The organism is Culturomica sp. (genome assembly GCF_003524185.1).
GTDB lineage: Bacteria > Bacteroidota > Bacteroidia > Bacteroidales > Marinifilaceae > Culturomica > Culturomica massiliensis.
Genome location: NZ_DOED01000008.1, coordinates 237,173 through 259,328, shown reverse-complemented (window position 1 = coordinate 259,328; position 22,156 = coordinate 237,173). Strand labels below are relative to the sequence as shown.

Here is a 22,156-nt window from a genome sequence, read left to right as displayed (position 1 = left end):
TTTTTTCACAGCTACAAGAAAAAAAGGATTTTATGTAACTTTTTATCGTTTTCAGGGTACATATAAGTTGTAAATTTTAGATTGTAAATTTTAAATTGTCTGACAAACAGATTCGTTGCCGGATTCATTTAATCTAAAATTACAATTAAATTATAACCACGCGATACGTTGTAATTATTCGAGAGATATGAAAAAAATAATTTTACTACTCTTATTGTTTGGAGGAAGCTCATTCCTGTTTGCTCAACACCTAAGCTTCCAATCTTCAAAAACCGATTCACTGGACGCTAAAACCCTATTCGAGCGCATTACCAGTCTGGAAAAGAAAACGGAAAAACTCAACATTTTTCTGAATACCCAGGGGAGTTTCAATGCTTATCCGAACGGAAACGACACCGAACAGGCCACATTTAAAATGGACCAGCTCCGGATCGAAGTAAAAGGAAATATCAACAAATGGATATTCTACCGTTATCGTCAGCGTCTGAACCGCAGCAACAACCCCCAGGTTCTGGACAACCTGCCCACTTCCATCGACTATGCAGCCATCGGTTTTCAGATCACACCTAAATTTTCCTTTTTTGCCGGGAAGCAATCGACCGTATACGGCGGCATCGAGTTTGATTTAAACCCGATAGAGGTATACCAATATTGCGATATGCTGGAATACATGCAAAACTTCCTGACCGGAGTCGATTTTGCCTACTGGATCACCGATAATCACGAGCTCCAGTTTCAAATCGTAGATTCCAGAAACGGTTCTTTCGAAGAGATGTTCGGACAGGTGGACCCGGGTATAAAACCGGCAAAAACACCTTTAGGATACACATTAAACTGGAACGGCAGTTTTCTGGAGAATATGATCAACACCCGTTGGTCTGTCTCGGTATTCCACGATGCAACCAATAAAAACATGTACTATTATGCGCTGGGGAATCAGTTAAACCTGAAACGCTTTCACATGTATTTCGATTTCATGTATTCCCGGGAAGAACTGGACCGTAAAGGCATTATCTCGCGTATGGGATACAAGGCCGGATTTGACAACCGGGCACTGAATACCCGCTATATGTCGCTGGTTGCCCATTTCAACTACCGCATCCGTCCGAAAATCAATATTTTTCTCAAAGGGATGTATGAAACGGCTTCCGTTACCAAAAGCAATCAGGAATATGCCAAAGGGAAATACAGTACCTCCTGGGGCTACATCGGAGGTATAGAGTATTATCCGATGCGTGAAAATCTGCATTTTTTCCTGACCTATGTAGGCCGTTCGTTCGACTATACCCAATGTGCAAAGACGTTAGGCATGTCTGACAGTAACCCGCAACGCATATCGGCAGGTCTTATCTACCAGATTCCGATTTTCTAGTCTGTAATTTCAGATTCACGTCAATAAAAAATGCGTGAATCTGAAATTGTCATATCAATATCCGAGTATACCGGTCCGTTCAAACTCTTCCGGATTATCGACAAACTGACGGGCTGCCTCCCGGTCTGCATCCGTCAGGTAGTACATCATCTCGGAAAAAGTAAATTTCACCTCTTCCCGCTCCATATTCACCAGACGGGGACGAATTTTTCCATTCTCATCTTCTACATCCTGCAAATAAACCGGAATAACCTGCTGATTGATATCCACAGCCACCATACATCCCGAACAACCGGCTTCGTACAATTTCTTTACTCCGATTCCCAGAGTCGTACAATAACTCAAATCGTAAGCACAGGGATCCGTACAACGCAAGGAATATCCGACCTCTACGGGACGGCTGACGATATTCAGACCGATGGCTTGCAAACGCCGGCGCACAATCTTATTCAAAGCCTGGGCCTTGCCAACATCGCTCAGTTCCGGATGCCCGTGGGCATCGTAATCGAAAACAATACCGGAAGCAGCGATATCCTCGTCCTTCAAAAAGTGAAATATACCTTCACTCACAACCACCACGCCTGAATTAACACCGCATACCCGCCGTTTCAACATAGCCGATATGATCAGGCGTACAATTTTATCCATGGTAATCTCCGTATGGGCAAACATTTCCGGAATTATGATCGTGGCCGCCTGTATACTCTTACCGATCTCGTATGCCAAATGTCCGGCTTCACGCCCCATAGACATTAATATATACCAGTTTTGAGTAGTCGCAGCCTCGGCCTTTATTACTTTACCGATATTTACGCCCATTTCCCGGGCGGACATAAAACCGAAAGTAGGCACGCCTTCCGGTAAAGGCAAATCGTTATCGATGGTTTTAGGCACATGTATATTTTTCACCTCCAATTGACAGGCAGACAAATATTTTGTCAAACGGTTGGCAGTAGATGCCGTATCGTCCCCTCCGATCGTTACCAGCAATTCAATACCGTATTTTACAAACAAGCGCGATGAAAAATCTTCATCTTTCGGCTTGAAACGGCTCATCCGGATCATTGAACCGCCTCTCGTAAAAATACAATCTGCCTTCTCAAAAGTAAGTTCCTCTACATCCGGATTCTCCCCAAACAGTCCTTTATACCCTTCATGAATAGCCAATACCCGGTAACCGGCCTTCAGAAAAACTTTTGTGACAGTAGCCACTACTGTATTAATGCCCGGTGCCGGCCCCCCTCCACACAATATCGCAATAGTTTTCATTTTCAATACCTCATTTCAAATTATAAAAGCAAAAAGTTGCCTGAAAACTCATCTTCACCACTCCGGGATAATACCGTGCCACGACAGTTTTATCCTATTCGGAATAACAAAAGAAAAGTTTTCAGACAGCCTTCTTGTCTCAATACCAATATTTATTTCAACCGGGCTTTAATCTCTTTGGAAGCAGCCTCGTATCCGGGCTTATCCAACAAAGCGAACATATTGTTCTTATATGCTTCCACTCCAGGCTGGTCAAAAGGATTCACTCCGGACATGCAACCGGAAATACCACAAGCCAGTTCAAAGAAATAGAATAACTGACCGATATACTCAGCATTCAATGCCGGCATACTCACCAGCATATTGGGAACCCCTCCGTCGACATGTGCGATGCGGGTCCCCAGTTCTGCCATTTTATTTACGGCATCTACCCGCTTACCGGCCAGGAAATTCAATTTATCAAGGTTGGCTTCATCGGCCGGAATTTCCACTTTATATTGGGAATTCTCTACAGATATGACCGTTTCCATCATCATCCGGGGACCTTGCTGTATGTATTGTCCCATTGAGTGCAAATCTGTCGTAAAGTCAACACCGGCAGGAAATATACCTTTGTGCTCCTTCCCTTCGCTTTCTCCGTACAACTGTTTCCACCATTCTGTAATATAATGCAGTTTCGGATTGAAATTGGCCAACAATTCAACGGCATATCCTTTGCGATGCAAAGCCGTACGGGCTGCAGCATATTCCAAGGCAATACTGCCCTGCTTTTCCAGACACTCTTTCTGCATTTCCACAGCACCTTTTACCAGGGCCTTGATATCAAAACCGGCTATAGCGATAGGTAACAATCCGACAGGAGTCAACACCGAGAAACGGCCTCCTACATTATCCGGAATCACGAAGGACTTATAGCCTTCCTGATCCGCCAGCGTGCGCAAAGCTCCCTTGCTGGCATCTGTAATGGCAACAATCCGTTTACCGGCTTCAGCCTTGCCTACCTTTGCTTCCAGCATTTCTTTCAGCAAGCGGAAAGCAATTGCAGGTTCGGTTGTCGTTCCCGACTTAGAAATCACACAAATACCGAATTCCTTATCAGACAAGTAATTCATCAATTCGTGATAATAGTCTTCTCCGATATTATGTCCGGCAAAAATAACCTTCATCCCGGCATCTCCGAAGTTATGAAAACTGTCGGCCAATGCCTCGATAACAGCACGGGCGCCCAGATAGGAACCTCCGATCCCGATCACAACGACCACATTGGTACGGGCCCGCAATTCCCGGGCTGTGTTCTCTATATCATTCAACTCTGCTGTACCGATACGGGTAGGTAAATCCAACCACCCCAAAAAATCATTTCCTTTACAGCTACCGTTTTTCAAACTTTCTAAAGCATTTTTAGCTTCCGGAAACAACGCACTTATTTCCTCTTTTTTTACGAAATTACAGATATGGCTGTAATCAAATTTAATACTGTTCATAAGCTTTATTGTTATATGTACTCTATCATAATTAGCTGATATATTCAAATACCGCAATAATTTCTATTTAAGTAAATAGCATAAACACAACCTAAATTTTATCAAGTAAATCCATCGACTCACTACATCGAATTAAATATCTTTATTTTTTCTTTGTCTTCAATAAATCCCGGTATTTGGAGGCCGTCTCGTAGTCCTCGCGCTGAATGGCTTCTTCCATCAGTTTCGTCAACTCTTGTACCGTATAGTCTTTGTATTGATTTTCTTCGACATTGATCACACTGTTGTGAATCTCCCCCTGCTGTTGTTCACGTACTTCCTGGCTAACCAGAATACCGGCTTTTTCGATTATTTCCGGGGTCGTGTAAACCGGACATCCGAATCTCAATGCCAAAGCGATGGCATCCGATGTCCGGGAATCGATCTTTATCGTATTTGAAGGGGTCTCGAAATAGAGCTCCGAATAAAAAATCCCGGCGTCCAAGCGATATATAAAAACCTCTTTTAAAGTCACACCTAAACTATCTGTCAACGATTTGATCAGATCATGAGTCAACGGACGCTGTGGCTGTAATTTTTCCAGTTGAATAGCGATTGACTGGGCTTCGGGCATTCCGATAATGATAGGAATACGGTGAAGATCCGCTTCGTCGGTCAAAATCAATGCATACGCACCGGTTTGAGCCATACTATACGATAATCCTAAAATCTTCAGTTTAATCCTTTCCATAATCGATTCGTTTACGACATTTTGTCAAAGATGTATTCATCTGAATTAACGACTTCTACCCGTTTAAGTTTCAATATTCAATTACAATGTATCGTTTAAATCACATTTCAACCGTTTAATACATACGCTGGCCAGACCTCCCAGACTTGTCTCCCGGTATTTGGCCTGCATGTCTCTTCCGGTTTCCATCATCGTTTTGACTACCTCGTCGAAAGAAACCATATGACGCCCGTCAGAAAACAAGGCGTATAAAGCTGCTTCCCGGGCTTTTTGAGCTACAAAAGCATTCCGTTCTATACAGGGAATCTGTACATAGCCCAACACCGGATCACAGGTCAATCCTAAATTATGCTCAAAGCCCATTTCGGCAGCATACTCAATCTGCCGGGGAGTCCCTCCCCAAATTTGAGTAGCTGCGCCGGCAGCCATTGCGCAGGCCGTACCCAATTCACCCTGACACCCCACTTCGGCGCCGGAAATAGAACCGTTACTCTTGACAATATTACCGATCAGAGCTGCTGTCGCCAATCCCCGGATAATACGGTAATCGGGCATTTTCTGATCGTGCTTCAAAAAATACATGACAGCCGGTACAACCCCCGAAGCCCCGCATGTCGGTGCCGTCACTACCCGTCCGCCTCCGGCATTTTCTTCCGATACGGCCAGGGCTGCGGCAAAAAGCATCCCCATCGGCCGGGATGAACCGGAGGACTGCATCGCCTTTATATTGTATGAACTGGCTTTACGGGCTAATTTCAAAGCTCCGGGCAACACCCCTTCAGCCTGTAATCCCTTTTCCAGCGTCTCCTGCATTTGCTTCCAAACCTCTTCCAGATAAATAAAAATCTCTTCCCCTTCATACTTCGTCACATAATCCACAAATGTACACCCTTCATCCAAACACCATCTGATCACTTCCGACATCGAGGTTGTCGGATAAACGTCTCCTCCGTCAAACGTACCTATTTCATCCCACAACGCTCCCCCGCCGATACTATATACCGTCCAACTGTCGATCACCTGCCCCTGAGATATGGCTTCAAACACCATACCGTTCGGATGTTTCGGCAAGGTGATATCCGGTTTCCAGATAATTTCCGTATCCTCCGGACGGGGGACAACCTTCATAATCGCCGTATCCGTACCGTGCCCTTTTCCTGTTAATGCCAGGCTTCCGTACAAAGTAACCCTGATTTTCTCCACCTCCGGGTGTCTCCCGACAAAAAAACCGGCCGCACGGCTGGGCCCCATGGTATGACTGGAAGAAGGGCCATATCCGATATTGTAAATTTCACGTATTGATTTCATCGTTAATTCTGCTTCTTTCCTTAAAGATTCAATTATTGATTGTCGATAATTTAAACTAAAAATAGCAGGCCTGTAAGCCGGGTTCTGTACCTTACGGTTTCTATCATTTATCTACGTTGCAAATTGCTTTGCAACTCCAGCAACCTACCCCCCGACTCAGCCGGGAAAGCTTAAAGCGTCGGTATACATGGTCTTGCAACCCGTCAGACGTACGGCTACTCCGGTCACCCGGAATACCGGTAGGCTCTTACCCCACCTTTTCACCCTTATTCCGAAACGTTAAACGCCCGGAACGGTTATTTTCTGTTACGTTACTATACCCTCACGGATATCTTCCCGTTAGGAAGCACGGTTCCCTGTGTTGCCCGGACTTTCCTCTCTCCCTTGCGGGACAGCGATAGAACGGCCTGCTATTATAATGAAAAATAATTCTCTAATTCTCAATTCCACTGAAAGGCGCTGACCTTTCAATTCATAACCGGATCTTCCGGGAAATTCGCCCATACCTTGTATCTTCCCCCCAATTCCGACATCGATTTTTCCCACAATCCATCCGGAGACCTGTGAAAAATCCCTTCACCGCTAATCTGTCCCACCATCCATGAATTTTCTTCCAGCTCGCTCTCTAACTGACCGGTATCCCAGCCGCTATATCCGGCAAAAAAACGAACTTCATCCTGTAAAATATCTCCGCTGTTCAACATACGCACCAAGTGAGTAAAATCACCTCCCCAAAACACACCGTCCCGGATCAATAAAGAATCAGGAAGTTCCGCATGCGTATGTATATAATAAAGTCGGTTTTGCTCTACCGGCCCTCCCAAATACACCGGAAAATCAATTTTTTTCAATTCACTGACCAGTTCAGAAGTCGTATAAGGCAAAACTTTATTCAACGTAAAACCAATTGTCCCATTTTTATCGTGCTCAACAATATATATTACCGCCCGGGAAAAATATTTTCCTTTCAAAAAAGGTTCGGCAATCAGAATATCACCGACACCGACATTTTTACGATTGTATTTTATTTTAAATAAATCCTGAAACTGTTCGTCCACAAATATTCGTATTTTTACCTGTCAAAAATAGCAAATTATTTTGGTATGGTAAGAATATTCTTCGTCATACTTTGGGTATTATTTTATGCAAACGCTTTAAAAGCACAACAAATTGTCGTGCCGGCAACAGTCGTACACGGCGACACGCTTCCCCATCTGAACCTGGAAGAAGTAAATGTATTTGGAAAAAAACTGAACAAACGCCAATACCGCCGCTATACCCAAAGACAGGAAAGACTGGAATACAATGTCCGCAAAGTATATCCCTACGCCCAAATTGCAGCCCGGAAAATCCGGGAAATAGATACCCGCATTTCAACCGTGTCCGACCGCAAAAAACGTAAACAGATCATCAAAGAAGAGTACGGAGAAATGATGAAAACATTCAAAAAGCCACTAATGAAACTTACTATCACACAAGGCCGTATTCTTATTCGTTTAATATACCGTGAAACCAATAACAGCGCTTTTGCTCACATCAAAGAATACAAAGGAAGCGTAAATGCCTATTTCTGGCAATCCCTCGCATTGCTATTCGGCAACAACCTCAAAGCAGATTACGAACCTTACGGTAAAGATGCAGATATCGAAGAGATTGTACTGGCCATCCGGCGCGGGGAATAAACTTGCAGACTTCTCCTGTGCCCTCAATTCTTTAATTTCAAAGCACAATCGGGACAAATCCCCTTCAACACATAATTGATACTTTTAAGTGTAAAACCTTTGGGCAGCTCTACAACCGGAGTCGGTATACCTTCCAGACAAAACGTTTTATGACAATATTCACAGTTGAAATGAGTGTGTAAATCTTCGACGGCACATGCACAACTATCGCCACATACCGCATATTTCAGCGAACCAGTCCCATCGTCGATACTGTGTATCAAATGGTGGGACAGAAAAAGGGTGACGGTACGAAACAAAGTAGATTTATCAACAGTATCCAATAAATTTTCCAGGTCCAGTAAAGAAACTGCCCGCTCTGCCCGTAACATGGCCTGCAACACCAATATTCGTATAGCAGTCGGTTTGATTTCCCTTTTTGCCAGCATATCCAAACAGGTTTTCTCTTCCATAACCATTCTATTTAATCATTTTTTGTATCCGTACGGCATTCAGTATGGCAATCAGTGTAACCCCTACGTCCGCAAAAACGGCCTCCCATAAAGTAGCCATCCCACCGGCTCCCAGAATCAATACAAGCAATTTTACGCCAAAAGCCAAAGAGATATTTTGCCAAATGATCCGGCGTGTCTGTTTTCCGACTTTAATAGCAGTAGCAACCTTAGAAGGCTGGTCCGTTTGTATTACGACGTCGGCCGTTTCTATGGCGGCATCGCTCCCCAATCCTCCCATTGCAATCCCCACATGACTCAAAGCCAGAACAGGAGCATCGTTTATACCATCCCCGACAAAAGCAATCCGGTTTTCCGGATTCCGGCGTAACTCCTCAATGTGCTTCACTTTTCCGTCAGGAAGCAGGTCTCCGTATGCCTGCGTTACGCCCAGCTTTTCTGCAAAGTTAGTAACAATACGTTGTTTATCACCCGATAATATCTGAATGTTACGGATATTTAACGCTCTCAGGTCCTCGACAGCAGTAAAAGCATCCTCTTTCAGCCTGTCCGACAACGACAAATAACCTGCATATTCATCTCCCAAAGCACAAACCACAATCGTATCCCTTACAGCAAGCAACTCTTCCGGGAAATCGATATCAAACCGGGACAACAAACGGGTATTTCCTGCCAAAACCCGGATTCCGTCTGCCTCTGCGACCAAACCGTGACCGGCGATCTCCGTTACACCGGCGACAGCAACCGGCTCTATCTTCTGATCCTTCGCATAACGTTCAATCGCTTTAGCAATCGGATGTGTACTATTCCGCTCTACAGAAGCCACCCAACGTATCAGTTCTTTCTCCGAAAACTTCGGTGCCGGCTTACACAACTGCACTTCAAATGTCCCGCGAGTCAATGTACCGGTTTTATCGAATACAACTGTATTAATTTGGGTAATAGCGTCCAGATAATTTCCCCCTTTAAACAGAACTCCCAACCGGGAAGCCGCTCCGATACCTCCGAAATAACCCAAAGGAATACTGACAACCAAAGCACAGGGACATGAAATAACAAGAAAAACCAACGCCCTGTACAACCAATTGTCGAATGTAAATACGAACTGTGTATTGACCAGCGAATACAGAAAAGGCAACGACACGATCAACACGGCCAGACCGATGACAACCGGTGTATAGATACGGGCAAATTTGCGAATAAATAATTCGGCCGGCGCCTTGCGTCCGGAGGCATTCTGAACCAACTCCAAAATACGGGCCAAGGCACTTTTATCGAAAGGTTTGGTTACTCTTATCCGGACCACCTTATCCGTAACAATCATTCCGGCAAGAACCTCTCCGCCCTCTCTGATATTCCGGGGCACACTTTCTCCCGTCAAGGCGGCTGTATTGAAAGCTGCAACGTCATTCAACATCACACCGTCCAACGGCACCCGCTCTCCGGCTTTTACCTCAATGACTTCATCGACCTGTACCCGTTGAGGTTCCTCTACAATAAGGACATCCCCCCTGACGACGACAGCCCTTTCCGGTCTGACATCCAATAAAGCTCTGATATTGCGCTTTGCCTTATCGACAGCCTTATCCTGAAAAAGTTCTCCCACAGCATAAAACAGCATTACTGCCACCCCTTCGGGATACTCGCCAATATAAAAAGCCCCCAGCGTAGCGACAGACATAAGCGTAAACTCACTGAAATAATCTTTGCGAAAGATACTTTCCCACGCTTCTTTTATAACAGGGAGTCCGACAGGGAAATAAGCCAAAAAATACCATGTCAATGCGACATAATTCTCCCGGAAAAAAGCCATATCCATTGCATTCAGCATTATTCCACCGAGTAACAGTAACAATGAAAGTAAAACTCTCCAATAATCACGGATAAAACCGGATTTTTTTAAAACACTGGTAGGCTGTGCTTTCTTATCTGCACAACATCCGCAACTGGCATACTGTTTCATATTCTTTTCTTTTTATTTTTTACAAAGATAACAGACAGCAAATGCAACAAAGTTGCAAAGTTTAATACCGATACATGTAAAAATAATAAGGTATTATTTCCTATCTTTGTCCCAAATACAGGAACAATGAGTTTTGAGGAAATTATAAAGGATATTAAAGCCAAAAAATACAAACCCATTTATTTTCTGAACGGAGAAGAAGCGTTTTTTATCGACCGTATCACCGATCTGATCGAGAAAACCGTACTTACCGAAGAAGAAAAAGCCTTTAACCAAACGGTTATGTACGGCAATGACGTCAATATGACGACCGTTACCGATACGGCCCGGCGCTTCCCTATGATGAGCGAGCGGCAAGTGGTTATTGTCCGGGAAGCGCAAAATATCAAAGATTTCGATAATCTCTTACCTTATATCGAACATTACCAAACCTCAACCATCCTGTTACTGGCCTACAAAAACAAAAAAGCCGACAAGAGAAAAAATGTATTTAAAAAACTAAATGCCTCTTCCAACTGTATCTGGTTCGATTCCAATAAATTATACGACAATAAAATCCCGGATTGGATTATAAACTACTGTAAATCGAGTTCATACAATATTACGCCCAAGGCTGCAGGTATTTTAGCCGAAAGCCTGGGAACTGATTTAAGCCGGGTAGCAAACGAGATCGACAAGCTGATATTACTGCTTCCGCCGGGAGGAACGATAAAAGAATCGTTGGTAGAGGAACACACCGGTATCAGTAAGGATTTCAATACCTTTGAACTACAAACGGCCATCATTCAAAAAGATTTCCTCAAAGCCAACCGCATCGTCAATTATTTCGAAGCCAACCCCAAAAACAGTCCGTTGGTACTGACGATTGCCACCTTGTTTAAATATTTTTTGAATCTGCTGACCTATCATTATCAGAAAAAATCGACCCCTAATGCACAGGAAATGGCAAGACTGCTGGGCATCAACAGCTTTTTTATGAAAGATTATACCGACGGGGCGCGTATGTACAATGCAGTCAAATGTGCCGGCATCATCTCATTACTGCGTGAATATGACATGAAATCCAAAGGCGTAGGCAATGTCAATAGTTCCGACGGAGAATTGCTGAAAGAACTGGTCTTTAAAATTATGCATTAACCGGCCAAAATTAAAATTTTTTATTATCCGGAATACGGCAGAATTTCTTTATATTTGCATATACCAATTTACGGTTGCATAAAAATGCAATGAATAAAAGTAATAAAAACAATGCGAAGAAGAAAAACATCTGTAAACGTAGTGAATCCGGATGAAAAGCCTTTGAATAAAGCAGTATTCTTTAACCGGGACGGGACGTTGAATTGTGACGAGGGTTTCGATTATATCTACCGGCAGGAAGATGTACATTTTAATCCGGGAGTAGTCGAAGGATTGAAAAAACTGCAGGATGCAGGTTATCTTCTCTTTATCGTTACAAATCAGGGAGGAATCGCCAAAGGCATTTATACCCATGAACAAGTTAAAGAAGTACACGATTATATGTGTGCCGAATTTGCTAAAAACGGGATCTGTATCACGAGGATATACTATTGTCCCCATCATGAAAGCGTAAAAACCTGTGTTTGCCGAAAACCTTCTCCTTATATGATCAATCTGGCTATCGAAGAATTCAATATCGACCGCAACCGTTCCTATATGATCGGAGATAGTCCCCGGGATACCAAAGCTGCAGAAGCTGCCGGTATAAAGTCCATCAAAATTCACAAAAATCAGGACATTACTCCGGCCGTAAATAAGATCCTAGGAATAAGAGCCAAAACCGTCAACATGAATCTGGACGAATCCGAGTTCTGATCCATTTCTTTTCCGGATAAAAAGTTCTGCCAGAAATTTTGTCGAATTATCCACTGGATTTAAATTAATATAACCTGCAACAATTTTATTTTCCTCGTATTTCAACGGGGATATATGCCGGTAACCGAGATTTTTTTGAAAAGCTTCTCCCTCTCCGGGATAAAAAGAAATTTTAAAAATTCCCTCTGAATTTTCAGCTACATAACGCTCACTGATAAACAAAGCCAATACCCCCATTGTATATCTGAGATTGATTTCAACACAAGGCTGTACAAGATATTCTCCCTGCTCATCTTTGTAAATCATCATATCTACCCCGAGAAAACCTTTATAACGGGACAAAACAGAAGGCAATATTTCCGACAATTCCTTTTTTATCGAACATAACTGCTCCCATCCGATATAAGCTGTCAACTTTGCTTCAATCCTACTTTGGGTGCCGATATAATTTCCCTGGTATTCCCCGCCATTCCCGGTATAAAAAAAAGACAGACCGGCATAATTTATGGTTCCTTCTCCGTCTGCATAAAATTCCATGGCAAAATCACATACCCGTTCCAATCGTTTTTCAACCATCACATAATTTTGCCGGTGTAATATACCTTTCAACCATTCTCCTGCCTTTACCGTTATTCCCTCTCTGCCGATTCCAAGCTGTCCTTTTCCGGACGACGACCACGGTGCCTTTACCACATATTCCCCTCCTTGCACACAAACGGCAATTTCATCCAGAGACCGGCATACTTCAGGTACTATATCTTTCCGGATAAAAGGCAAACGGTTACAAAGTTCCCGAAGGCATTGACAGGCTGTCAACCGGCTGTACAGTCCCTTGTATTCCTCCTTCCAATATCCGGCCTGTAAAAATTGATCCGTCCGGGGACTCCATCCCCACGGCTCGGCCGTTCTGTCTCCCAAGCCGGCATACATTTTCTGCAGCACCAGTTCCGGATTTAATCCGAAAATGGTTTCCCGCTCCCGTATAAATTCCTCGTCCGGTTTTTGCTGAACAAGCACAGCATCCCCCTTATCGGAGAAATAAGCCGGTAAATAGCCCAAATCTTTTGCCATCCGGATAATATTAGCAGGTGGTGTGTAAAAACGCCCGCCATTGGCAATGGCCATTTCACTATCCGGATTGAAACAAAAAAGCCGTGCCATAATCAAGAAATAATCTTCATAAAACAAGCCTGACAATCAAAGTCCAGACGGAAACAATACTTTGCATTACAGATATATAACGGGAAATGCAGTTTTTTGTCCTTTCCCTGCTTCCGGCAGTAGCCCAATTCATATAAAATACAATAGCGGGTGCGCATTAATTCGCGGCCTTCCTGTTCATTTCCGGTCTCAAATCCCGGTTCTACATCCACGGCCCCGTGTTCCCGGTAAAAAAGCGCCGCCGCCTTATTATTCACATTTCCTTTCCAATCGACCTTCTCTCTCCAGTTCACTTCCGGCACAAGCTTTTTCATTCTTAAAACTTCCCGGTATTTTTCCCTTTCTACAGACAAATTCTCCAGCAATTGCCGCCGGTAATTATTGACCGCGGCTACGGGCAAAAACAGCGTTTCTCCTTCATATAGGACGTCTTGGCAAAAAAAATCACTTTCCCCGCATTTCTTCAACTGCCGTATCAACCGTTCCCGTTGTCCTTCTCCCTTAGCCAACTCAAAACATTCTTGCGGCTCGAGAAAAACCTTTACACCGTCTTCATCCTCTGCATACAACTTCAGATGTCCCGCCGATGCAACAACCTTTATCCGAACACCGATCTTCCGGAAAGAATGATTTTTTTCCAATTGCACGGCAAACCGATGATCGTAATTGCGGTACAAACGGGTTCCCGGACGTACTGTCAATACTTCATTGCATTCAGCCACTTCTCCTTCTGCTTTATTCACCCGGATACCTTTCCATTCCCCGTTTTCCGGATAACACAATCCATCTCCGTTATGCATGTCTTCCCCACCGGCAATCCACAGGCGGTTTCCTTTTACTTGCCTTACCGTCCCAATATACTTACCGATCGACTTCGGGGTTTCCATATTCACCAATCCGGTTTGTCTTCCCACAGCAAAATAATCGCAATATCCCCGGTTAAAACTCCGTTCGGGATCTGCCGGAAAACCGGACTGAATTTCTCCGCTACCGACACGGTCCACTTCTCGATTCTCTGATTCTATAAGTGTCTTGATGAGCGAATGATAGTGGTTTGTAATATTACTCACATACTTCTCATCCTTCAGCCGCCCCTCTATTTTAAACGAATCTACACCGATATCAATTAAATCCTTTATATGGGCAGACATATTCAAGTCCTTCAGAGACAATACATATTTATCCCGAAGAATATACTTCCCGTCGCTGTCTTTTACGGACCATTTCATCCGGCAGGCCTGCATACATTCCCCCCGGTTGGCAGAACGCCCGGACATATAATGTGAAAGATAACATTGTCCGCTCAAACTGACACATAAGGCACCGTGAATGAACACTTCCAACTCGGCCTTCACCTGCTGCCGGATTTCCCGTATCTGTTCCAACGAAAGTTCCCGGGCCAACACGATACGTTCGAATCCCAACCGATCCAGAAAAATAATTTTCTCCGGATCGTAATTGTGCATTTGAGTACTGGCATGTAAGGCTATCGGTGGAATATCCAGTTTCAAAATACCCATATCCTGTATAATAAGGGCATCTACTCCGATGTCATACAACCGGCGAATCATCTGCTCCGCTTCTTTCAGCTCCGAATCATACAACACCGTATTGAGAGTCACAAATACCCTGCAATAAAACCGATGGGCATAATTTACCAACAGCGCGATATCTTCGATACTATTTGCCGCCGATTTACGGGCACCGAAAGCCGGTGCACCGATATACACGGCATCGGCACCATTATTGATGGCCGCAATGCCGATCGTTAAATCCTTTGCCGGAGACAATAGTTCTACTTTTCTCATAAACTCAACCGATATGGAGTTCCGGCCATTTATTTCCTTCTATGACAGGCAATTCCAATAATTCACAGTTGGGAAAATGGTCATCCAGATACTGACGGATGATCGTAATCGAATCGTTTTTTATGATTTCACTGTCATTGGGGAAATCGTTATATACGACATATTTCACATCAATTCCCCGCAGGCGGCATAACTCCAGACTCATTAAAGTATGATTGATACTGCCTAATTTGGAAGAAGCCACTAATATCAACGGATAACCGTTATCCTGTACATAATCGATTGTCAGGTAATGACGGTTGACTGGAACGAATAATCCCCCGGCTCCCTCCAATAATACCTTATCGTATAATGCAGTCAATTTTTCGGTTGACCGGTGAATGATTGCCGTATCGATAGTTATCTTATCAATTTCTGCCGCTAAATGTGGCGAAGCCGGATAGGTCATAACATAAGGACAGGTTGTTCCGTCCTTATCCACTTCCTGTGGCTCTATGCCCATAATCTCCCGGTGTTTCAATATATCCTCCGATATTCCCCGGCATCCCGTCTGGATAAACTTCTGTGTAATGACCTTTACTCCTTTTTTCAATAGTGTCCGGGCTATTACTCCCGTAACGATAGATTTTCCGGCATCCGTATCGATACCACTGATAAAATACACCGACATGCTTATATATTTTAAATGAGAAATCTTAAATAATAACGATCCGAGATTCTCCTGGTTTAATTTCTGTTTTCTGCATTACAGCAAATACAATCGCAAAAATATAAAAATCAGTCCATAAATATCTCAAGTTTGTGAGATTGCTCTAATTTATTTTAAGATAAAATCGATGATCACAAACTCCGGTTAATAAATCCAACATTTACTCTGATTTTCAACCTACAATTAAAATCTGTTTTTAAACTCGGCAGCCACATATTCCGTAAACAAGAAGGAAAATAAACGCCAAAAACATGAAAACAGGAAAACTTTTTACAGCACTCTTTTTAGGAAGCTGTATCGTATTCTCCGGATCGGTATTTCCGGGATGTGCAAGTATGAGTAATACCGGCAAAGGAGCGATGATCGGAGCCGGCGGTGGTGCAGCCCTGGGAGCTGGAATCGGAGCATTAGCCGGAAAAGGAAAAGGAGCATTGATCGGAGCCGCTGTAGGAGCTGCCGTCGGTTCGGGTACAGGGGCCTTAATCGGCCGGAGAATGGACAAACAGAAAAAAGAACTGGAGAAAATTCAGGAAGCCAAAGTAGAAAGTGTTACCGATGTCAATAATTTACAAGCCCTTAAAGTAACCTTCGATAACGGCATCCTGTTTGCGACTAATAAAAGCGAGTTGAGTCCCTCAGCACGTACAGCCCTGACAAAATTCGCAACATCCCTGAAAAATTCGCCGGATACGGACATTACTATCTACGGGCATACGGACAACACTGGTAGCCGGGCCGTCAACGAAAAACTATCGAAGGAAAGAGCCGACGCCGTAGCTAATTTTCTGGTCGGAAACGGAATCAACCGTTCCCGGATTACCACCGAAGGATTAGCTTACGACCAACCGGTTGCCGACAACAGTACAGCCGAAGGCCGTGCCCAAAACCGCCGCGTGGAAGTTTACATCACGGCAAATTCAGATATGATTAAAAAAGCAGAAAACGGGACTCTGGAATAAATGCAACTCCCGTACATAATAATTAATCAAAAAAGAGCTTCGGGATAAATGGTATACTTTAAATGAATTATAGCCATTTATTCCCGGAATGTTTCCGGTTATCTTTGAATAAAATTAATCAACGAAAACCGAATAGTATGAGAAAAAGCTTGTTTTTATTTGTAGAACTGCTGATTTCGGGAACGATATTAGCGCAAACGGGAAAAATGGATATGAAGAAATATGAAAATCAATTACCTCAACAAGGCAGAGGCAATGTACAGGTTGCTTACCAGGGAAAATCCATAGACCAAATGATTTATGAATTTATGGAAGAACAAGGTATTCCCGGAATGACTCTGGCTATTGTACAAGCCCCCTATATACCGCGTGTCGTCGGATACGGAATAACGGATATCGAAAAGGGAAATCTGGCCAGTCCGAAAACCATTTGGCCGATCGGTCCTATTTCACAAGGATTCACCGCTGTTGCAGTGATGCAATTGTATGAAAAAGGAAAATTAAATCCGGACGACAAAATCAGCAAATATCTGAAGGATATTCCTGAAAATTGGAAAGACATTACCGTCCTCCAATTAATGCAGCACAGTTCCGGGATTGCTGATTACAGAAAACAAAGCGGATTTACGGCCTCGAAAGCCTATACTCCTGCCGAACTGATTGCCATGGTCGAATCAGCACCTCTGGCCTTTACCCCTGGAACAGAAGTAAAGCAAAGTGCCACTAATTTTCTGTTATTGACTTCAATAATTGAAAAAGTAGCAAAAATGCCCTATCACGAATTCGTAAAAAAGAATCAAATCGATTATTTGGGAATGAAGGAAACCTATTTCGGCGAAGATTTGTCCAAAGTAAAACAAGAAAATATAGGAGCAAGCCGTAATTTACACCAGGCTTTTAAACATGACAAAGACTACATCGACCCACTGGAAACATCGACAGGCTACCGGGACAAAGAAGGCAAATTGGAAAAGGTAGCCCCTTTAAACGGAGCAACAATGAAAGGTTTTTCCGACTTATGGGCCTCCGCAGAAGACGTAAGCCACTGGGACATTGCACTGGCCGGCAGTATCCTGATCGCCAAACCTGAAAACCGGGCATTGATCTATGAACCGACCAAACTGACAAACGGTAAAACAGTACCTGCAATGGCCGGTTGGCAATTCTACCATCACAAAGGATTGATGGACATCAAAGGCAATGTTCCCGGACACTCGGCATTCCTAAGCCGGTTTACGGATCCCTCCGAACTGGTATGCGTCACTTTACTGGCCAATAAAGAAGGAGTAGATTTGACAAATCTGGCACGCCGTATCGCTGCGGCATTCGACAATGGGAAAATGGGTACGGGAGCAAATGACAACATACTCTATACCTATGAAAGCCAGTTCAGTGTACCCGAAACAATGGCAAAATTAAATCAAAACATCAAAGCAATGGGAATTCCCGTATTCGCCATATTCGATCACGGCAAAAATGCAGCAGAAGTCGGGCTGGAACTCCGGCCAAACCAGGTCATTGTTTTCGGTTCCCCCAAAGTAGGTACCAAACTGATGCAGGACAATCCGAGTATCTCCATTGAATTACCTCTGAAAATTTCAGTATGGGAAGATAAAAACGGCAGTGTATGGGTTACTTTCCCGCAAATGGAACAAATGGCCTTAAATTACAATATGGATAGCCCGATCATTGAAAAAATGCAGGATTTGCTGGAAAATCTGGTAGCACAATCAACTAATGTTTACTAAGGATATATACCCAAAACAAGAGGGAGCTTGATCGCTCCCTCTTCTATTTTTGTATTATTCTGAACGATTTTACGCCAACAAAGCCGCCAAAGCAATGGAATTTAATTTGGTTTCCACGCTATCTCCCCTGGAAGACAATACACTCGGTACTTTGGCTCCGACCAAAATAGCCCCCTGATTGGACTTACAGATTTTGGTATTGGTCTTATAAAATACATTTCCGGCTTCCAGATTCGGGAATACCAAACAATCCGCATCTCCGGCAACTAATGAATGTACTTTCTTGATCTGCGCCGCTTCCCGGTCAATGGCAACATCCAGAGCCATCGGACCGTCCACGATCACAGAAGAACAAATTTGTCCCCGCTCCGCCATTTTGGATAAGATTGCAGCATCCACCGTTGACTGCACCTTGGGCAATACCTGCTCTGTCGGAGTCACCAAAGCAACTTTCGGACACTCTATCCCCAACGCTTTAGCAGTCAGGGTCACATATTTGATCATCGCAATCTTTTGATTCAGATCAGGCGCCGGAATAACAGCGACATCACTTATCACCAATAATTTATGATACCCCGGACATTCCATCACCGTCACATGAGACAATATCGTATTCGGATCTACCAAACCTTTTTCCTTATTCAATATAGCACGCATATATTTGTCCGTACTGACCAAGCCTTTCATAATCACATCGGCTTGTCCCTCCCGAACCAATTCTACCGCTTTTTGAGCAGCTTTTATATCGTTGGGCTCATGTATCATTTTAAAGCACCCCGCATCATAACCCAATTCCGCACATACATTCCTGACTTCTTTCTCATCCCCGATCAATATCGCTTCTATCAATCCCATCTTTACAGCCTTATAAGCAGCCTCGATCGAATGACTGTCATTAGCATAAGACACCACCAGACGTTTTTTATTGGCATTCTGTTTTAGTGATTCATAAATATCACTGATTTTTTCGATTTTCATAGTTTTTAGCTGTATATTAGTTATAATGTGTAACAAAAATATATGAATTTATTTAAAACCAAAAGAATCTTGCACATTTTATTCTCTTTTGTGCATTTTTTCACAAAAGCCAAAACAACGATACCGGTCTCTCCCATTACCGGGCTTGTCTTATAAGCAGTATTCTTATTCTCAAAAGGATTTAATTGAGAATTTAAAATCTAAAATTTACAATTAAATTCTACCTTTGTCCGACAGAATCAAAAATACTGCTATCTGTGTCTCTCAAAAGAAATCTGATCGCCTTATATCTGATAAAGGTTTCCAAATGGTTTACCTTGGTCATGCCCGTCATCGTACTTTTTTACGAAGAAAACGGCCTGAATCTAAAAGATATATTTCTTTTGAAGAGCGTGTATTCCATTGCAGTCGTCGCTTTCGAAATTCCGGCCGGTTACCTGGCCGATGCCTGGGGACGCCGGAATACTTTGATTTTAGGTTGTACGTTAACTTTCGGGGGCTTTCTTTGTTATTCTTTTTCCTACACCTTAGGAGCTTTCTTTTTAGCTGAAGTGCTGTTAGGAACGGGACAAAGCATGGTTTCAGGGGCTGATTCGGCCCTGCTGTACGACACCATGCTCGGCAATCGGCGGGAAGACGAATACCTCAAATACGAAGGAAAAGTTACTATGATCGGGAATTTTTCAGAAGCCGGTGCGGGTTTGGTCAGTGGCTTTCTGGCAGCTTATTCTCTCCGTCTCCCTTTCTATTGCCAGACACTTATTGCTTTTATCGGAATACCAGCAGCCCTGATGTTAAAAGATTATTCCACCCGGGTCAAAGTAACCAATCCGGTTGCCAATATTTTACACATTATCCGTTATTCCCTGATCACCAATAAAAACCTGTGTTACGATATCATGTTCTCCGGAATCATCGGTGCCGCAACCCTGACAATGGCCTGGTTCGTTCAACCGATACTGATGGCCATCGATACACCGACCACACTATACGGTATTATATGGACCGTCTTGAACATGACAGTAGGAATAGCTGCTTTATATTCCGATAAACTAAACCGATTATTGGGAGAGAACCGGACCTATCTGTTGATTTTGATATTCATCTCCGGCGGTTACCTCCTGGTAGCTTATAATATCAGTTATTTCGGTCTGTTCCTGCTTTTTCTCTTCTACATCGTCAGAGGCTTTGCCACTCCCATCCTGAAAGGCTATATCAACAAGCAGACTTTCTCTGAAATGCGGGCGACGGTACTTTCCATTCGTAATTTCATCATTCGCTTATTGTTTGCTGCAATGGCCCCTTTTATCGGATGGCTCAGCGATGCCTATTCCCTCTCCGCGGCATTACAAGTGACAGCACTGATTATCTTTATTCCGGGACTGGTATTTTTACTTTTACAATGGAAAAAGTATTAAAAGGATTAAACAAACAACCGTTACTCCAATTTGCGGCTAACTAGCACGACGAGGAGTATTTTCCACATACAGTCACTCCGGATTTCTTATTTACTTCTTGAATACAGCCATGTCCATTTATGCCAGATAGCTTCCAACGACCCTTGTTTATGCCTGTTCAACCACCATTTGCAAAATTGTACCTGTAAAACAAACAAAATAAGACCGATAAATAAACTGAAAGTATATCCGCAATAAGGGGCAAGATAAAGTCCGAAAGGAAAATAAACAAAGGCTCCCAACAAGGATTGTGTAATGTAATTGGTAAGACTCATTTTACCATAAAAACACAAACCCGAAACGGTTTTACGAAATTTTTCATTCTGATAAAGCAACACAAAAGAGGCGATCAACACAAAGGTAAATGCCAACTTCTGCCACATATCGAATGCCGTTCCAACGGTTTGCTGTATCGATGTGTTATTTTCCATAACCACTTCTTTCAACTGGTATAACGGTGCGAAAAAAACGGCACCGATGATAAGCACTTTTATCCAAAAACGGATATTTTTTTCACCGTTTATAAAAAGTTGTTTCCTGCCGATGTAGAAACCCAGCAAAAACAGTCCGGCAGTCTGCAAAATACGCCCCGCTCCTACAGCCCATAACAAACTGGCTTTTTGCCCTAACGTAATATTACCCCAAATAAATTTACAAAAATTTCCGGATTTAGTATATTCTGCAACTTCTCCATACATCGCTCCTACGCCCAGATCAGGCATCTTATAATCCGGATTGATAAGGCCGGCTACATAATGATACCATTCAACAGGCTGTAACAAAAAAATTACCGCAGTAATCAATACAGCCTTATCACTCCAATTGCGAGTCAGAAACAATACGATTCCGACAACAGCAAACAGCAGCAATACGTCGCCCGCTGGAAAGAAAGCTGCATTCAATGTGGCGAATCCCACCAATAATACCAATCTCCATAAAAAACGATATCCGAAATCTTTCCCTCTTTTCCTTTGATTATCGCATTGGATATAAAATGTAAATCCGAATAATAATGCAAAAATAGCATAAGCCTTACCGGCAAATAAAGAAAATATGATATGAAAGACACCTTGATCCAAAACGCTCAACCAGGCGGGCACAGCAGTCGGATAAACGGGAAAAATAAAATGTTCCAGGTTATGCACTAAAATAATAGCCATTACAGCAAATCCCCGCAAAGCATCCACAACTTCAATACGGGTTGTTTTCTTTACAGATTGTTCCATCTCTATCCGAACAATAT

General features: G+C 43.2%; 19 protein-coding genes and 1 other RNA gene. 7 read left to right on the top strand and 13 right to left on the bottom strand.

The features are described 5' to 3' along the window. The first annotated feature begins 187 nt into the window (after positions 1 to 187). The gene (locus tag DD657_RS03995; protein ID WP_068689517.1) at positions 188 to 1,372 is read left to right on the top strand and encodes a porin; all 1,185 of its coding nucleotides are present in this window, start codon (positions 188 to 190) and stop codon (positions 1,370 to 1,372) included. Between the two features lie 54 nt (positions 1,373 to 1,426). On the opposite strand, the gene DD657_RS03990 is transcribed toward DD657_RS03995, so the two are convergent. The 6 genes from DD657_RS03990 to DD657_RS03965 all read right to left on the bottom strand — a co-directional run bounded on the left by DD657_RS03990 (position 1,427) and on the right by DD657_RS03965 (position 7,221). Further along, complete coding sequence (locus tag DD657_RS03990) at positions 1,427 to 2,641, bottom strand: 6-phosphofructokinase (RefSeq protein WP_068689518.1); 1,215 nt, start codon at positions 2,639 to 2,641, stop codon at positions 1,427 to 1,429. 152 nt (positions 2,642 to 2,793) lie between these two features. Then, positions 2,794 to 4,125, bottom strand: coding sequence for a glucose-6-phosphate isomerase (locus DD657_RS03985; protein ID WP_021988755.1), 1,332 nt, complete (start codon positions 4,123 to 4,125; stop codon positions 2,794 to 2,796). Between the two features lie 142 nt (positions 4,126 to 4,267). Continuing rightward, positions 4,268 to 4,855 carry a bifunctional nuclease family protein gene (locus DD657_RS03980; protein ID WP_287048569.1) on the bottom strand — a complete coding sequence of 196 codons (588 nt, stop codon included), beginning with the start codon at positions 4,853 to 4,855 and terminating at the stop codon, positions 4,268 to 4,270. Positions 4,856 to 4,936: 81 nt separating this feature from the next. After that, positions 4,937 to 6,163, bottom strand: a complete 1,227-nt coding sequence (locus DD657_RS03975) for an L-serine ammonia-lyase (RefSeq protein ID WP_021988757.1) — start codon at positions 6,161 to 6,163, stop codon at positions 4,937 to 4,939. A 57-nt stretch (positions 6,164 to 6,220) separates the two neighbouring features. Next, positions 6,221 to 6,577: RNase P RNA component class A (gene rnpB / locus DD657_RS03970), an RNA gene on the bottom strand. A 53-nt stretch (positions 6,578 to 6,630) separates the two neighbouring features. Next, positions 6,631 to 7,221: a YqgE/AlgH family protein gene (locus DD657_RS03965; protein WP_021988758.1), complete on the bottom strand. Its 591-nt coding sequence runs from the start codon at positions 7,219 to 7,221 to the stop codon at positions 6,631 to 6,633. Positions 7,222 to 7,266: 45 nt separating this feature from the next. On the opposite strand from DD657_RS03965, the gene DD657_RS03960 reads away from it, so the two are divergent. Then, complete coding sequence (locus DD657_RS03960) at positions 7,267 to 7,845, top strand: DUF4294 domain-containing protein (protein ID WP_118773070.1); 579 nt, start codon at positions 7,267 to 7,269, stop codon at positions 7,843 to 7,845. Positions 7,846 to 7,868: 23 nt separating this feature from the next. Here the strand turns inward: DD657_RS03960 and DD657_RS03955 are convergent, their stop codons facing one another. Continuing rightward, positions 7,869 to 8,297 carry a Fur family transcriptional regulator gene (locus tag DD657_RS03955; protein WP_118773124.1) on the bottom strand — a complete coding sequence of 143 codons (429 nt, stop codon included), beginning with the start codon at positions 8,295 to 8,297 and terminating at the stop codon, positions 7,869 to 7,871. 7 nt (positions 8,298 to 8,304) lie between these two features. Further along, complete coding sequence (locus DD657_RS03950) at positions 8,305 to 10,260, bottom strand: heavy metal translocating P-type ATPase (RefSeq protein WP_287048566.1); 1,956 nt, start codon at positions 10,258 to 10,260, stop codon at positions 8,305 to 8,307. Positions 10,261 to 10,386: 126 nt separating this feature from the next. Between DD657_RS03950 and holA the strand changes: the two genes are divergently transcribed. Continuing rightward, positions 10,387 to 11,397, top strand: a complete 1,011-nt coding sequence (holA, locus tag DD657_RS03945) for a DNA polymerase III subunit delta (protein WP_021988762.1) — start codon at positions 10,387 to 10,389, stop codon at positions 11,395 to 11,397. Positions 11,398 to 11,508: 111 nt separating this feature from the next. Continuing rightward, the gene (locus DD657_RS03940; protein ID WP_118773073.1) at positions 11,509 to 12,093 is read left to right on the top strand and encodes a D-glycero-alpha-D-manno-heptose-1,7-bisphosphate 7-phosphatase; all 585 of its coding nucleotides are present in this window, start codon (positions 11,509 to 11,511) and stop codon (positions 12,091 to 12,093) included. Here DD657_RS03940 and DD657_RS03935 read toward each other — a convergent pair. Genes DD657_RS03935 through bioD form a run of 3 tightly spaced genes read right to left on the bottom strand, consistent with a single transcriptional unit; the run spans position 12,040 to position 15,732 of the window. Beyond that, on the bottom strand, positions 12,040 to 13,254 hold the full coding sequence (locus DD657_RS03935; RefSeq protein ID WP_287048563.1) for a hypothetical protein: 1,215 nt from the start codon (positions 13,252 to 13,254) through the stop codon (positions 12,040 to 12,042). The genes DD657_RS03940 and DD657_RS03935 overlap by 54 nt on opposite strands. A 2-nt stretch (positions 13,255 to 13,256) precedes the next feature. Continuing rightward, positions 13,257 to 15,062: a peptidase U32 family protein gene (locus DD657_RS03930; RefSeq protein ID WP_287048561.1), complete on the bottom strand. Its 1,806-nt coding sequence runs from the start codon at positions 15,060 to 15,062 to the stop codon at positions 13,257 to 13,259. 4 nt (positions 15,063 to 15,066) lie between these two features. Continuing rightward, positions 15,067 to 15,732 carry a dethiobiotin synthase gene (gene bioD, locus DD657_RS03925; RefSeq protein WP_287048559.1) on the bottom strand — a complete coding sequence of 222 codons (666 nt, stop codon included), beginning with the start codon at positions 15,730 to 15,732 and terminating at the stop codon, positions 15,067 to 15,069. Positions 15,733 to 16,022: 290 nt separating this feature from the next. Here bioD and DD657_RS03920 point away from each other — a divergent pair, with 290 nt between their 5' ends. Then, complete coding sequence (locus DD657_RS03920; RefSeq protein ID WP_021988767.1) at positions 16,023 to 16,730, top strand: YiaD family glycine zipper/OmpA-like lipoprotein; 708 nt, start codon at positions 16,023 to 16,025, stop codon at positions 16,728 to 16,730. Positions 16,731 to 16,867: 137 nt separating this feature from the next. Then, complete coding sequence (locus tag DD657_RS03915) at positions 16,868 to 18,478, top strand: serine hydrolase (RefSeq protein ID WP_287048557.1); 1,611 nt, start codon at positions 16,868 to 16,870, stop codon at positions 18,476 to 18,478. Positions 18,479 to 18,547: 69 nt separating this feature from the next. On the opposite strand, the gene DD657_RS03910 is transcribed toward DD657_RS03915, so the two are convergent. Further along, positions 18,548 to 19,456: a bifunctional enoyl-CoA hydratase/phosphate acetyltransferase gene (locus DD657_RS03910; RefSeq protein WP_021988769.1), complete on the bottom strand. Its 909-nt coding sequence runs from the start codon at positions 19,454 to 19,456 to the stop codon at positions 18,548 to 18,550. Positions 19,457 to 19,779: 323 nt separating this feature from the next. Here DD657_RS03910 and DD657_RS03905 point away from each other — a divergent pair, with 323 nt between their 5' ends. Continuing rightward, a complete protein-coding gene (locus DD657_RS03905; RefSeq protein WP_287048595.1) occupies positions 19,780 to 20,874 on the top strand; it encodes an MFS transporter in 1,095 nt (364 codons plus the stop codon). A gap of 86 nt (positions 20,875 to 20,960) precedes the next feature. Here the strand turns inward: DD657_RS03905 and DD657_RS03900 are convergent, their stop codons facing one another. Next, positions 20,961 to 22,139, bottom strand: a complete 1,179-nt coding sequence (locus DD657_RS03900; RefSeq protein ID WP_287048594.1) for a DUF418 domain-containing protein — start codon at positions 22,137 to 22,139, stop codon at positions 20,961 to 20,963. Positions 22,140 to 22,156 lie beyond the last annotated feature (17 nt).

What these genes read in the sequence shown, in the direction of transcription:
- DD657_RS03995 (WP_068689517.1), top strand. Translation starts at nt 188, where the DNA reads ATGAAAAAAATAATTTTACTACTCTTATTGTTTGGAGGAAGCTCATTC.
- DD657_RS03990 (WP_068689518.1), bottom strand. Translation starts at nt 2,641, where the DNA reads ATGAAAACTATTGCGATATTGTGTGGAGGGGGGCCGGCACCGGGCATT.
- DD657_RS03985 (WP_021988755.1), bottom strand. Translation starts at nt 4,125, where the DNA reads ATGAACAGTATTAAATTTGATTACAGCCATATCTGTAATTTCGTAAAA.
- DD657_RS03980 (WP_287048569.1), bottom strand. Translation starts at nt 4,855, where the DNA reads ATGGAAAGGATTAAACTGAAGATTTTAGGATTATCGTATAGTATGGCT.
- DD657_RS03975 (WP_021988757.1), bottom strand. Translation starts at nt 6,163, where the DNA reads ATGAAATCAATACGTGAAATTTACAATATCGGATATGGCCCTTCTTCC.
- DD657_RS03960 (WP_118773070.1), top strand. Translation starts at nt 7,267, where the DNA reads ATGGTAAGAATATTCTTCGTCATACTTTGGGTATTATTTTATGCAAAC.
- DD657_RS03955 (WP_118773124.1), bottom strand. Translation starts at nt 8,297, where the DNA reads ATGGAAGAGAAAACCTGTTTGGATATGCTGGCAAAAAGGGAAATCAAA.
- DD657_RS03950 (WP_287048566.1), bottom strand. Translation starts at nt 10,260, where the DNA reads ATGAAACAGTATGCCAGTTGCGGATGTTGTGCAGATAAGAAAGCACAG.
- holA (WP_021988762.1), top strand. Translation starts at nt 10,387, where the DNA reads ATGAGTTTTGAGGAAATTATAAAGGATATTAAAGCCAAAAAATACAAA.
- DD657_RS03940 (WP_118773073.1), top strand. Translation starts at nt 11,509, where the DNA reads ATGCGAAGAAGAAAAACATCTGTAAACGTAGTGAATCCGGATGAAAAG.
- DD657_RS03935 (WP_287048563.1), bottom strand. Translation starts at nt 13,254, where the DNA reads ATGGCACGGCTTTTTTGTTTCAATCCGGATAGTGAAATGGCCATTGCC.
- DD657_RS03930 (WP_287048561.1), bottom strand. Translation starts at nt 15,062, where the DNA reads ATGAGAAAAGTAGAACTATTGTCTCCGGCAAAGGATTTAACGATCGGC.
- bioD (WP_287048559.1), bottom strand. Translation starts at nt 15,732, where the DNA reads ATGTCGGTGTATTTTATCAGTGGTATCGATACGGATGCCGGAAAATCT.
- DD657_RS03920 (WP_021988767.1), top strand. Translation starts at nt 16,023, where the DNA reads ATGAAAACAGGAAAACTTTTTACAGCACTCTTTTTAGGAAGCTGTATC.
- DD657_RS03915 (WP_287048557.1), top strand. Translation starts at nt 16,868, where the DNA reads ATGAGAAAAAGCTTGTTTTTATTTGTAGAACTGCTGATTTCGGGAACG.
- DD657_RS03910 (WP_021988769.1), bottom strand. Translation starts at nt 19,456, where the DNA reads ATGAAAATCGAAAAAATCAGTGATATTTATGAATCACTAAAACAGAAT.
- DD657_RS03905 (WP_287048595.1), top strand. Translation starts at nt 19,780, where the DNA reads ATGCCCGTCATCGTACTTTTTTACGAAGAAAACGGCCTGAATCTAAAA.
- DD657_RS03900 (WP_287048594.1), bottom strand. Translation starts at nt 22,139, where the DNA reads ATGGAACAATCTGTAAAGAAAACAACCCGTATTGAAGTTGTGGATGCT.